General features: G+C 39.6%; 12 protein-coding genes. 3 read left to right on the top strand and 9 right to left on the bottom strand.

The genetic code is table 11. The annotated features are described in order from the left end of the window. Positions 1-61: 61 nt before the first annotated feature. Positions 62-2,344: a formate C-acetyltransferase gene (pflB, locus tag L2737_RS13070; RefSeq protein WP_102527097.1), complete on the bottom strand. Its 2,283-nt coding sequence runs from the start codon at positions 2,342-2,344 to the stop codon at positions 62-64. A gap of 637 nt (positions 2,345-2,981) precedes the next feature. Here pflB and focA point away from each other — a divergent pair. Continuing rightward, positions 2,982-3,929: a formate transporter FocA gene (gene focA, locus L2737_RS13065; protein ID WP_248955985.1), complete on the top strand. Its 948-nt coding sequence runs from the start codon at positions 2,982-2,984 to the stop codon at positions 3,927-3,929. A gap of 112 nt (positions 3,930-4,041) precedes the next feature. On the opposite strand, the gene L2737_RS13060 is transcribed toward focA, so the two are convergent. From L2737_RS13060 to L2737_RS13050, 3 genes are read right to left on the bottom strand one after another with little or no spacing between them, the layout of a single operon-like run. Then, entirely contained in the window at positions 4,042-4,896 is an 855-nt protein-coding gene (locus L2737_RS13060; protein ID WP_248955984.1) for an SDR family oxidoreductase, read from the bottom strand. Between the two features lie 51 nt (positions 4,897-4,947). Next, positions 4,948-5,259: a DUF3861 domain-containing protein gene (locus L2737_RS13055; protein ID WP_102527094.1), complete on the bottom strand. Its 312-nt coding sequence runs from the start codon at positions 5,257-5,259 to the stop codon at positions 4,948-4,950. A 42-nt stretch (positions 5,260-5,301) separates the two neighbouring features. Continuing rightward, on the bottom strand, positions 5,302-5,793 hold the full coding sequence (locus L2737_RS13050) for a DUF2798 domain-containing protein (RefSeq protein ID WP_248955983.1): 492 nt from the start codon (positions 5,791-5,793) through the stop codon (positions 5,302-5,304). Positions 5,794-5,891: 98 nt separating this feature from the next. Here L2737_RS13050 and L2737_RS13045 point away from each other — a divergent pair, with 98 nt between their 5' ends. After that, positions 5,892-6,323, top strand: a complete 432-nt coding sequence (locus L2737_RS13045) for a MarR family winged helix-turn-helix transcriptional regulator (RefSeq protein WP_102527092.1) — start codon at positions 5,892-5,894, stop codon at positions 6,321-6,323. Positions 6,324-6,453: 130 nt separating this feature from the next. On the opposite strand, the gene L2737_RS13040 is transcribed toward L2737_RS13045, so the two are convergent. From L2737_RS13040 to L2737_RS13030, 3 genes are all read right to left on the bottom strand, one after another. After that, positions 6,454-7,659 (bottom strand): multidrug effflux MFS transporter, encoded by a 1,206-nt coding sequence (locus L2737_RS13040; protein WP_248955982.1) that lies wholly within the window; start codon positions 7,657-7,659, stop codon positions 6,454-6,456. A gap of 118 nt (positions 7,660-7,777) precedes the next feature. Continuing rightward, the gene (locus L2737_RS13035; protein WP_102527091.1) at positions 7,778-8,329 is read right to left on the bottom strand and encodes a DUF1415 domain-containing protein; all 552 of its coding nucleotides are present in this window, start codon (positions 8,327-8,329) and stop codon (positions 7,778-7,780) included. Between the two features lie 51 nt (positions 8,330-8,380). Continuing rightward, entirely contained in the window at positions 8,381-8,977 is a 597-nt protein-coding gene (locus L2737_RS13030) for a LysE family translocator (RefSeq protein WP_229369954.1), read from the bottom strand. 319 nt (positions 8,978-9,296) lie between these two features. On the opposite strand from L2737_RS13030, the gene L2737_RS13025 reads away from it, so the two are divergent. Continuing rightward, on the top strand, positions 9,297-9,875 hold the full coding sequence (locus L2737_RS13025; RefSeq protein ID WP_248955981.1) for a DUF4136 domain-containing protein: 579 nt from the start codon (positions 9,297-9,299) through the stop codon (positions 9,873-9,875). A gap of 91 nt (positions 9,876-9,966) precedes the next feature. Here the strand turns inward: L2737_RS13025 and L2737_RS13020 are convergent, their stop codons facing one another. Together L2737_RS13020 and L2737_RS13015 are read right to left on the bottom strand one after the other, a co-directional pair. After that, positions 9,967-10,785 carry a DUF2797 domain-containing protein gene (locus tag L2737_RS13020; protein WP_248956029.1) on the bottom strand — a complete coding sequence of 273 codons (819 nt, stop codon included), beginning with the start codon at positions 10,783-10,785 and terminating at the stop codon, positions 9,967-9,969. Positions 10,786-11,077: 292 nt separating this feature from the next. Further along, a complete protein-coding gene (locus L2737_RS13015) occupies positions 11,078-11,584 on the bottom strand; it encodes a glycine cleavage system transcriptional repressor (RefSeq protein ID WP_229369949.1) in 507 nt (168 codons plus the stop codon). Positions 11,585-11,841 lie beyond the last annotated feature (257 nt).

The following is an 11,841-nucleotide window of genomic DNA, read 5'->3' as shown; positions in this document are numbered from 1 at the left end:
GTTGTACTAAATGTTATGGATGAACATAACGGTATATTAGTACAACCAATTTTAAGAAGTATTACAAGCCTTTAGTGAAAGTACGAGTAATTACATCTTGTTGCTGTTCAGGTGTTAGCGCGTTGAAACGTACAGCGTAACCTGAGACTCGAATGGTTAATTGTGGGTACTTTTCAGGGTTCACAATCGCATCTTCCAGCATTTCACGGTTCATAACGTTAACGTTCAAGTGCTGACCACCTTCGCTGTTAGCGTTACTCATGAAGTAACCATCCATTAGCGATGCAAGGTTAGAACGACGTCCAGTCTCATCTTTACCTAACGCATTTGGCACGATAGAGAAAGTGTATGAAATACCATCTTGAGCGTGAGCAAATGGTAGTTTCGCTACTGAAGTCAGTGAAGCGATAGCACCGTTTTCGTCACGGCCATGCATTGGGTTTGCACCTGGAGCAAATGGTGCACCAGCTGGACGACCATCAGGTGTTGTACCTGTTTTCTTACCATAAACAACGTTAGAAGTGATGGTTAAGATTGACTGTGTTGGAATCGCATTGCGGTACATTTTCTTGTTACGGATCTTAGCCATGAAACGCTCAACTAAGTCACAAGCAATGTCATCTACGCGTGGGTCATTGTTACCAAATTTCGGGTAGTCACCTGAAATATCAAAGTCGATTGCAATACCGTCTTCGTCACGGATTGGCTTAACTGTGCCGTATTTGATTGCAGATAATGAATCGGCAGCAATTGACAGACCAGCGATACCACATGCCATAGTACGACGAACATCACGATCATGAAGTGCCATTAACGCTGCTTCATAAGAATATTTGTCATGCATATAATGGATAGAGTTAAGTGCTGTCACATATTGTGTCGCTAACCAATCCATTAAGCCGTCTAAACGACCCATCACATCATCAAACTCCAATACTTCTGAAGTGATTTTGTCAGCAACGGGGGCAATTTGTGTCTTCATTTTTTCATCTACGCCACCATTGATAGCGTAAAGCATGGTCTTCGCTAAGTTAGCGCGAGCACCGAAGAACTGCATGTGTTTACCTACAATCATAGGGCTGACACAACAAGCGATTGCGTAATCGTCAGATTCGAAATCTGGACGCATTAAGTCATCGTTTTCGTACTGGATTGAGCTTGTATCGATAGACACTTTGGCACAGAAGTTTTTAAAGCCCTGTGGTAAAGCATTCGACCATAAAACAGTAATGTTTGGCTCAGGGCTTGGGCCCATGTTGTATAAAGTGTGTAAGAAACGGAAGCTGTTCTTAGTCACTAAAGTACGGCCATCTAAACCCATACCTGCAACTGATTCAGTTGCCCAGATTGGGTCGCCAGAGAATAACTCATCGTATTCAGGAGTACGTAGGAAACGAACCATACGTAATTTCATCACAAAATGGTCAACCATTTCTTGCGCTTGTTCTTCCGTGATAACGCCGTTAGCGATGTCACGTTCGATGAAGATATCAAGGAATGATGAAGTACGGCCTAATGACATTGCCGCGCCATTTTGGCTTTTAACTGCAGCAAGGTAACCGAAGTAAGTCCACTGAATTGCTTCTTTAGCATTCGTTGCCGGTAAAGAAATATCACAGCCATATTTTGCTGCCATTTTCTTCATTTGACCTAATGAACGATGTTGCTCAGCAATTTCTTCACGAAGTTGCATAGTGCTTGATAAATCTTCGCCAGCTTCAAAACCTGCTTGCAGAGAAGAGAACTGAGCGAATTTATCTTGCATTAGGTAATCGATACCGTAAAGCGCGATACGACGGTAATCACCAATGATACGACCACGGCCGTATGCATCAGGTAAACCCGTTAAGATACCTGATTTACGACATGCCATAATTTCAGGCGTATAGACATCGAATACACCTTGGTTATGGGTTTTACGTAATTCAGAGTAAGTGTACTTAACATCTTCGTCTAATACGCGGTCGTATGCTTTACAAGACCCTTCAACCATACGAATACCACCATTAGGTAGCATTGCACGTTTAAGCGGCGCGTCAGTTTGTAAACCAACGATAGTCTCTAAATCTTTGTTGATGTAACCAGCATCATGAGAAGTAATGGTTGAAACCATTTTAGTGTCGAAATCAACAGGAGCGTGAGTGCTGTTCTCTTGCTTGATACCGACCATCACTTTTTCCCAAAGTGTTTCAGTAGCTTGAGTAGCACCTGCTAGGAAAGACTCATCACCTTCATAAGGTGTGTAGTTTTTCTGAATAAAGTCACGAACATTAACTTCAGTTTTCCAATCGCCAGCTTCAAAACCTTGCCAAGCGTTTGCAAATAATTCTGTTTTATCGGTCATGGTAATTTACCTTCTCGTTAATTGACTGCTGATGTGCCATATGATGGTAGTGGATAACTGTTACAACCAATTGGCATATCAAAAAATTGAGACCCCTATAAATGGATAATTGATAGGGCATCTAATCTGTTAGCTTTTACAATAAAATCGTTACTGTAGAAGCGAATAATTCATCAAATGTAAATTGGTAAGACCAATTTACCTAAAGAATATTAGCATAGGTTTTATGCAACTTCACTTAATTAAATCAAAATCGAATAAGATATGGACAAAAATGTTATCTGGCTAACACTTTTTGCGCAAAAAGTTTTTTAATCACTCATTAGTCACTACTCTTGCAGCTTATTGTTAGCTAGCTTTGTGTTGCCTTCTTATCGCTATATAGCTTTGCTATACTGTTTTATAGCATCTTTTAGATAAGCTGATCATTTATTAGCGAAAACTTAGCAGATATAAGAAAGTGCTTAGCTAAGTTCATATGAGAAATCTTGGTATTACCAATTTATTTGTATGATTTATAAATGACGTTATAAAGCAATGATTCAGTTCAAGTCTGTAGCGCAAGTTTGTTTAGGTAAATAGCACAAGCGATTTACTTTGTTAATCCTATTTTAGTGTTAAAAGTTTTGAGGTTTATATGCAGAAATTAACCGGTGAAGAGCGCCAGAGTTCGGCGAATTCAACGACCGAGTTAACAAATAAGTCGCCAGCGCCAACAACTTATGAACAAGCTGAAAAGTTTGGTTTAGCAAAGGTGGCTAAAAGTCCTTGGCAGTCGTTTATTTTGTCGATATTTGCCGGTGCCTTTATTGCCATTGCATTTGTATTTTATGTCACTGTGACCACGGGCAGTACCGGTGGTTGGGGTATGACGCGTTTCATCGGCGGTATTGCGTTTAGTTTAGGTCTTATTCTTGTTGTGGTATGCGGTGCGGAGCTATTTACCAGTACGGTATTAACCTCTATACCTTGGGCACAAAAACAAATTAAAACGTCGACGCAGTTGCAGTGCTGGGCACGTGTATACGCGGGGAACTTAGTTGGCGCATTGATTATGGTGTTGTTGATTATGATGTCGCGGATGTTTGAGCTCAATGGTGGACAATGGGGGGTAAACGCTTTGAATATTGCCCAACATAAAATTCATCATACTTGGCTACAAGCATTCACTTTGGGGATTTTATGCAACATGCTCGTGTGTTTAGCTGTGTGGATGACATTTGCCACTAAAGATCTGTTAACTAAATCTTTTTTGATGATTCTACCGGTAGCTATGTTTGTCAGTAGTGGTTTTGAGCATAGTATTGCTAATATGTTTATGGTTCCCTTAGGTGTCGCGATTCACGCTTTTGCACCTGAGAGCTTTTATCTTGGGTTAAATATTAACCCACAGCAGTATGCCGATTTAACCTTGGTAAACTTTGTATTTAATAATCTCATTCCTGTTACTTTGGGCAATATTGTCGGTGGCGGTGTATTTGTTGGCTTAGGTTTTTGGTTAGTACAGCAAGATAAACTCGTTATTGGCTCAGAAGGGGCTAGCAATGCTTCTTTAGTGGGTGAGCAAGAAGCAAGAAAGAAGTAAGCTTTATGAAATTATTCAGCATTCGTAAATAAAAAACTTCCATTGATTATAACGCCCTGCAATTGCAGGGCGTTTTTATTGGTTCAATCAGTACTCTGTATAGCACGCTGAATTAAGCCAAACTTTGCTTCAAGTCGGTAAAGTATTTATCCCAGCCGATGTGCGCTCTGCCTGCAGCTAGATTAAAATGACTTGGATTATCTGCTTTACCTTCAAGAATACCTTGATAAATCCCCGCAATAACAGTCCCAATAAAGTCACCCAACTCTGCCACTCTATCTTGCTGATATTCTTCAACCGTCATTGGGGTGTAAATCAATGAGGTGCCAAAGGCTAGATTCATATAATCAGCCAGCTGGTATTGAGTCATTGATTCACCATGGAGATTATATGTTTGCCCATTGTGTTTACTCTCGGTAAGCATTCGGGCATAGGCGTAGGCAAGTTCGCTGCGAGTGGTGTAACCGCATTTTCCGTTATTAGCGCAATTGGCAATCACACCTGATTTTTTGTAGCTGTCTATATATTCAATATCGGGTTCAATATAGATCCCATTGCGGCCAATGACCCAGTCTACACCGCTTTCACGAATGTCTTGCTCTGTCTGACGGTTACTTTGTATCACAGGTGAGAAAGCAGTATTTTCTTCAGCACCTTGAACACTGGTGTACACAATCTTTTTTACGCCTGCTGTTTTTGCAGCATGAATGACATTACGGTGCTGCTGTATTCGCTTATCTGGTGCATCCATCCCTGATACCAATAGTAATACGTCTACAGTTTGTAGTGATTGGGCTAATTGCGCCGAGTTATTGTAATCTCCAGAACGCACTTCAACACCTAAGGCTTTAGCATTCTCAGGAGTTCGCGCTAAAGCAATGATGTTTTCTTTAGGATTGATATCTAAAAGTGCGTTAACAATTGCGCTGCCTAATTGTCCGCTTGCTGCAGTAATAGCGATGTTCATTGATTGGCTCCTAAAGATATAAGTTGAGTGTTTCGGTAACGTCTGGCTTGATTATTTGATGGCGCTTTTTACTGTGCTTTTAAGGTTATGCATAAAAGCTTTAAAATGCGGCATAAAATCGACAAATAATGGATGCTTTCTATTTTCCATCATTATAGGTCCGAGTAAACGCAGTGAAACAGCAACTTTGGTCGCCAGCGATGTTTCGAGGCCGCTTCCTTTTTGCAAGTTTTTAACGACATTAAACAAGTCTTCTCTATCTTGTAATTCAAAATCCAATTGCTGACCAGTTTGTTGTGCTGGTAGGTTGATTTCTTCAATGGTAATACGGTATTGATGATTTTTGCGGATAATTGAACTCATGGGGAATTCCTTATGTTGATATGACAATGAAGTAACGGTTGTTTAGCTTTTCAATAAAGCTTCGACCTTAGGTTTTATGGTGAGTGACACGAGCAGCATCATTGCTACTGCAAATGGTAGGGCGGCAGTGACTGTATTAAACCAAGTTGAAAATAATTGATTAAGGTCAGTCATCCCGATGTTATTGATGGTCGTCGATAGCGCTAAACCTGATTCCATTATCAGCGCCATGGCGATACCTATCAGTATGTTTTGAAACTTCTTATTCAATTTAGGTAGAAACTTTTCAGCAAATTTTGTCAATGCTGTCATCAATATAAAACCAGCAGGCATGACAGTTACCGTCGCGAGTAAAAAAGCACTTAACCACTGATTGAAAAAACTGCTGCTATATCCGAGATTAATATAGGTCATGACCCCCGTTATTGTGCCACCCATTAGTGTCATCATGCCTAACACTGTCAGAACTTTTACAGAGACCGGGGTTTTAGTTTCAGCGACGAGGGTCGACGTTATGGATGTTTGATTGTTCATTGTGTAACTCCTACCTTGAAAAAACCATCATTATGGTTGATAATGTCAACTATAAAGATTTAGTTGATAAAGTCAACTAATTTATTCGGAGCTAATTTATGCAAGATCGAAAATCCTTAGAAAGCTTGTTTCAATTGGTACATGGCTTAAAGCGTCAATTACATAATAATATTGAGAAACTTAATCTAGATATGGCGCCGATGAATGTGCGGGTACTTAAGGTGATTAATAAAAAAATCCCCTGTACTGCAATAGACATTGCGCAGTTTTTAAATCGTGACAAAGCTCAAGTCACTCGACTGTTGAATGGATTAATAGCGCAAGAATTAATTGTCAAAGAACCTAATCCAGAAGATAAACGCAGCCAATGTTTACGCTTAACTGAAAAAAGCCAGTTGATAATGGAGGATATTGCTCTAATAGATAAAAAAATACATGAGCAAATGACAAATGGAATTACAGAAGAGGAGCTTGCGTTGTTCGAAAATATAGCTGCAAAAATGGCTGAAAATTTGTCATCAAATCCTTAAGCCAAACAATTAGCAATGAAACTTTGATATAAATCTTGATATAAACGTTGAGCTAATTCTTGAGTTAACTCAAGAATTAATCGATGAATTTAACCGATGAAGTGATCAGCACTAAATCGGCTAAACTTGTTTAATGTTTATTTATTAAGTTATCAGTAACGAAGGGTTTGTTCTTGATAACTATCCATAAAGTAGCACCGAGTAAACCGACACTGAGTTGGATTATGCCTAAGTTGCTAATTAAAGATGCTTGGCTTAATGAGACTAAAACCATCCCCAAGGCACCACTCATCATGCTACTGAATTGGATCAGGGCGACTGCAGAGCCAGTGTCCTGAGTTTGTTGCTCTAGCATTAAGTTAGTACCTGGTACTCTCATGGTAATAATGGCCACTGTTGCAGGGGCCGCAATTACCGCAAAAGTTAATGCTGACATATGACCGATACTGAGAGTTAATACACCAGCGATAGTAAGTAAAATAAAGCACAGGGTAATGATTCTTTTTACAGTGATATAGCGTGACAAGTGCATATAAATCATTGGCCCGAATGCGGCGCACATAGCGTTAAAGGCAAATGCATAGCTAAATTGCTGCTCAGTGAGGCCAAAGTCATTTATATAGATGTAAGAACCCGCTGCTAGAAACCCCATTAATGCCATTGATGTCATCGAAAAGACCACTAATAAAATAGCAAATCTCGGGTTTTTAATTATCACAGCCAGTCTTCCCCAAGAGCGAAGCACTGAGCCAACATATTTTTTCTCTAAGGTTTCCTGGTAACACAGGGCTAATATTGCTGCAAATGTGCCATATATGGCGAGCACTACGAACATCATCCGCCATGAGGCTATTTGAAGCAAAAAAGCGCCAATCACTGGCGCAACCATGGGGGCGATGATCACTAAAGACATGATGGTGGCCATGATTTTCTCGCGCTCTCGACCAGTAAAACTGTCTTTTACAATGGCAGTGGCAACCACAGTGACAGCACTGGCTGCAAATGCCTGTAAGACTCTAACACCAATAAGTTGTTCAATATTAGCTGAAAGCGCACAACCAATACTCGCAAGAATGTAACCACAGATACCGATGAGTAAAATGGGTTTTCTACCGAACTTTTCACTTAGTGGTCCCCAAAAAAGTAGACCCGTGGCATAGGTGACAAAGTAACTACTCAGGGTTAAGTTGACCATAGATTGATTAGTGTTTAACGCCTCAACCATGGTGGGCAAAGCAGGTAAATACAAGTCAATAGTCAATGGCGGAAATGCGCTAATAATGACGAGAAAAAATAGCATACCGGTTTGACCCAGTATCGATTGTGGATTTTTCAATTTGATACTCTTAAGTTGAACTTCACCGATTACTTACCCTGACTCATTCTCTTTAGGTTTATCCTTGTTATCTATATCTGCAACTATATCAGCTACCTATATCGGCTACCTATGTCTGTTATTTATTGACCTGACATTGTTTTAATAATGCAGTAAAAAAATCACTGCCTTTTCGCTCAGCAAAAGCAATATTGCGCTCAGGAATGGTTTCGGGTTCATCATATTCTGCTAGTGCTGCTTCCATACTGGCTTCGCGAATAATATGAATTGTTGGATAAGGTGAGCGATTAGTGTAATTAGCTGCACTATCTTGTGGTTCGCCTTCAAAACAGTAGTCAGGGTGAAAGCTTGCCAGTTGATAAACCCCTTCATACTCATGTTCAAATAATTTGTCATTAGCTAAGTCAACGATATCAAGATAACTGTAAAACCCTTCAAAGCCACGGGGCATGATAAACAATGTGGTTTCAACGTCTGGATTGTTGTCTAAAAACTGACATTCGCTGAGAAAGTCTTTCATCACTTGTTTGACTTTGGTCTGCTCACTGCAAAAATAACGAATACTGTTGCGCTCGACTTCGCGGCGGGCAAACGGGCAAATATTATATTTCATGATCACTTTACTGACCCAGTTAGCCGTTTCAATGTGGTATTCGGTTAATTCTGACATCTGACTTCCTGCTGGTTGCTCTTGATATATTGATGACTATTTGGCGACGCGTTAATTAGGTAGCACCATAGGTATGATGGATAGCACTAATAATAATGCCATGCTGATATTAAAGATGCGTTGCTGACGAGCATTTTTAAGTAATTTTTTCAGTCCAATCCCAAAACTTAACCAAATGGACGCGCAAGGGAGTGCGACAAAGAAAAACACCACTGCAATGGTGATAATTTGTGGTGCCAACGGCTGCTGAATGTTAGTAAATGTCGCGATAGCGCCCACGGCCATAATCCAACCTTTTGGGTTGACCCATTGAAACGCGGCAGCTTGAAAAAAGTTAAACGGTTTGACTGTTTTCTTGCCTTCTAAATTACTTGAGCTATTGGCAATTAACCAAGACAGATACAGTAAATAGATAATACCGGCTACTTTAATGACTTGGTGAGCGACAGGGTAAGCTTGAAACACAGCACTAAGACCAAGTCCTATAGCAAGCACCATACTCGGGAAACCAACAATGATGCCCAATAAGTGTGGAATACTGCTTTTTACACCAAAATTGACCCCTGAAGTCATCAACATTATGTTGTTTGGACCAGGAGTAATACCTGCAGAAAAGGCAAATAATGCAATGGTAATGACGAGTTCCATAAATTGAGTTTTTCTTAATCGGAAATTTTTTATCAGGCCTGCATTTTAGCCGTTATCCCATAGTGAACAAGCAAAAAGTGCATTTATATCGATTTTGCTGAGTTACAAATGTGGCGAAGTGGTTGGAAGTGTTTTTAATATTTGTTCTCAAGTGTTTAAAATATACTTTAAATATTCGGATTTGTTGTTATTAAATTTGAGTCAGGTTAGGTTAGGGTTCATATGTTAAATTAATTTTGATGCGAGAGTTCGCGCTTTATACCGATTGTGCTTGCCTGTGCGGTACTTGCCAGTTTCTGATTATAGGATTAACGGATAAATGATAAATAAACAATGGTGTTTATGGATAAGCTTAGTTGCCGTATTAATAAGCGGTTGTGCAAGTAATGAAACAATAATCGATCCTGTCCCAAGTCGCATTACTATGGTGACTTCAGGTGATTTAGGCATGATTTCAGAACATGCTAAAACCTTTAGTTGGCATCCAACGATGTTTACTGTCCATAGTGCAAATAAGATAGATGATGCTGAGTTAGTCAGACATATGCGTCAATCGATTACTAAAATAATGAATGCTAAGGGTTATCATTATGTGTCGGCTGATCAGTCTCCAAGTCTTATATTGGGCTTTGGTATGGCATTAGAGTCTGAAATCAGTGATAAAGAAATTATGAAACGCGCGGGATTAGTGGCAGGCTTATCTACCAAAGGCGTTGATGACGATTATGAAAAAGGCTCTGTGCTGGTGGCGTTATTCAATCCCAATAGTATTCAACCAGTGTGGAAGGTCCTAGCGCAAGGCTTTACTGATACCGATAGACCGGTTGAAGATAGAGAGCAACGTTTTGATAAACTCACTTCGATGATGCTTAATTCAATCCCGAATCATGTTATGTAATGTTATCGGGTAAATCATCTGGTTTCATGCTACAAAATAAAAAGGCCGTTGATTGTTATCAACGGCCTTTTTAGTCATATACTGACTTGTGCTAGACAGAAACATCCACTTCATAAGAACCAAACTTACGAATGTTAATGACACCAGTATCAAAGATCAGGTATTGGCCTTTAATTCCTTGCAAAATACCAGTGACTTCAGGCGTTTTATCAAAGTTATGTGATTTCACTTTTTTAGGGAACTCAGTGATTGGGAATTTAATTCCTTGAATTGAGTTATCCAAACGTTCAATGACAAAATCTGGGTTCTGCTGCTTAATTTCTAATAAGCGCTCTTCAATAACTGGGATTAATTGATTCGCCATCTCGATGAGATCCACATCCTCATTATTGCCTTTGAGCATGGCTTGCCAATTCGTTTTATCGTTGATCAGTTTAGCTAACTCAACTTCCACTAAACCAGAGAGTTGGCGAGTGGAAACTTTAATGATAGGTAAGCCCTGGGTTGCGCCTTGATCTATCCAACGCGTTGGAATTTGAGTGTAGCGGGTGATACCAACCTTGATCCCTGAGGTATTTGATAGGTAAACATAATGAGGAACAAAACAGTGAGTTTGAGCCCATTCAGGTTCGCGGCAAGTCCCCTTATCAAAGTGGCAAGTTTCAGGCTTCATGATGCATAAATCACAGCTGGCAAGCTTAGACATGCAAACGTAGCAATGGCCTTGTGAATAACTTTTTTTGGTTTTTTTACCGCAACTACAACAAAAGATATTGCCCGTGTGAGTTAGTGTCAGTGATTGACCAATCAAAGGGTTAAGGTCAATGGTTTCATCGCCCACAGGCAGTTTGTATTGCACTTCATTCTGCTCATCAAGCTGAGTGCGCATTTTTGATAGCGTTCCTAACATCATTTACTCATTGTTTTTATCATTTGAGCTTAGTCTAACAGATGCTTGTAGGGATATTTAAACGGTTTTTTAGATTGAATAAGCCGTTAAGTGCAGTTGATGTTTATGACACTTATATGAAACTTTAAGTTTGTCTATAGACGAGGTTGTATAGAAGTGAGTAGAGGGTAAAGCGGTTGGAATCATGCTTATAACACCAGCGAATGCATTGGCCAATACGCTGGTGATATAGCTTGAAGATGAATGGCTTAGCAGGATATTAGTCGTGTTTGCGTATCAGATAATGCAAGCTTTATGCGCTTTTACTCAGTTTATCTAATACAACATCATCACCCAGTTCATAAAGTGATTCTGTTAACTGTTCTTCTTGGCTAGGATCAGATAAGCCTAGGCCCATCGTTGCTCTGAAGAGGGCAATACCGCTGTGGCTTGCTGTTTCCTGTTGGCTACTAAATTGCTCAATGTTAATACCAAGAGCGTTTATTTTATTAGATATTTCAAGCACTAATCCTTCGCGATCATAAGCAACCAGATTAAAGCTTAAGCGTTTGATTGGCTGTGCTATATGGCCTGTTTTACAATAAGTGCAATTAAGTCCGTCAATACACTCTAATGCTTCTAGCAAGGCGTCCCATTTTAATGCAGAAACTTCTAACTGTAATATAGCGGCAAAGATACCATCTATATGACGCATTTCTGAATCAAGCCAATTACCATTGTGACGACTTATAACATTTGCTATTTGCTCAACTAGTCCTTTTCTATCAGGGGCTTGCAAGGTGACGAGATAACGCAACATAATTGAAACTCCCAAATTATTAACAAATAAATCTGCTGTAACACTACTGTCATATTTACGTCATATAATTCAGCCAATTAAAATTGGCATCCAAAAAATGTCATATAAGCTCGCTAAACTGCAACTTTTTAAACCAGCGATTCGCTTGGGAATGAAAAACAGTCAGTTTAGGTAAATAAAACAGCTATTTATTTAGTAACACAGCGGATTAAACAATCATAGCGAAATTTCGCTGACGATTAATTATAGAGGTTCTG

The sequence above is a fragment of the Shewanella electrodiphila genome, from assembly GCF_023283985.1.
Lineage (GTDB): Bacteria > Pseudomonadota > Gammaproteobacteria > Enterobacterales > Shewanellaceae > Shewanella > Shewanella electrodiphila.
Note: the sequence above shows the minus strand (reverse complement) of the source record. Positions and strands in the feature narration are given on the sequence as shown.

What these genes read in the sequence shown, in the direction of transcription:
- pflB (WP_102527097.1), bottom strand. Translation starts at nt 2,344, where the DNA reads ATGACCGATAAAACAGAATTATTTGCAAACGCTTGGCAAGGTTTTGAA.
- focA (WP_248955985.1), top strand. Translation starts at nt 2,982, where the DNA reads ATGCAGAAATTAACCGGTGAAGAGCGCCAGAGTTCGGCGAATTCAACG.
- L2737_RS13060 (WP_248955984.1), bottom strand. Translation starts at nt 4,896, where the DNA reads ATGAACATCGCTATTACTGCAGCAAGCGGACAATTAGGCAGCGCAATT.
- L2737_RS13055 (WP_102527094.1), bottom strand. Translation starts at nt 5,259, where the DNA reads ATGAGTTCAATTATCCGCAAAAATCATCAATACCGTATTACCATTGAA.
- L2737_RS13050 (WP_248955983.1), bottom strand. Translation starts at nt 5,793, where the DNA reads ATGAACAATCAAACATCCATAACGTCGACCCTCGTCGCTGAAACTAAA.
- L2737_RS13045 (WP_102527092.1), top strand. Translation starts at nt 5,892, where the DNA reads ATGCAAGATCGAAAATCCTTAGAAAGCTTGTTTCAATTGGTACATGGC.
- L2737_RS13035 (WP_102527091.1), bottom strand. Translation starts at nt 8,329, where the DNA reads ATGTCAGAATTAACCGAATACCACATTGAAACGGCTAACTGGGTCAGT.
- L2737_RS13030 (WP_229369954.1), bottom strand. Translation starts at nt 8,977, where the DNA reads ATGGAACTCGTCATTACCATTGCATTATTTGCCTTTTCTGCAGGTATT.
- L2737_RS13025 (WP_248955981.1), top strand. Translation starts at nt 9,297, where the DNA reads ATGATAAATAAACAATGGTGTTTATGGATAAGCTTAGTTGCCGTATTA.
- L2737_RS13020 (WP_248956029.1), bottom strand. Translation starts at nt 10,785, where the DNA reads ATGTTAGGAACGCTATCAAAAATGCGCACTCAGCTTGATGAGCAGAAT.
- L2737_RS13015 (WP_229369949.1), bottom strand. Translation starts at nt 11,584, where the DNA reads ATGTTGCGTTATCTCGTCACCTTGCAAGCCCCTGATAGAAAAGGACTA.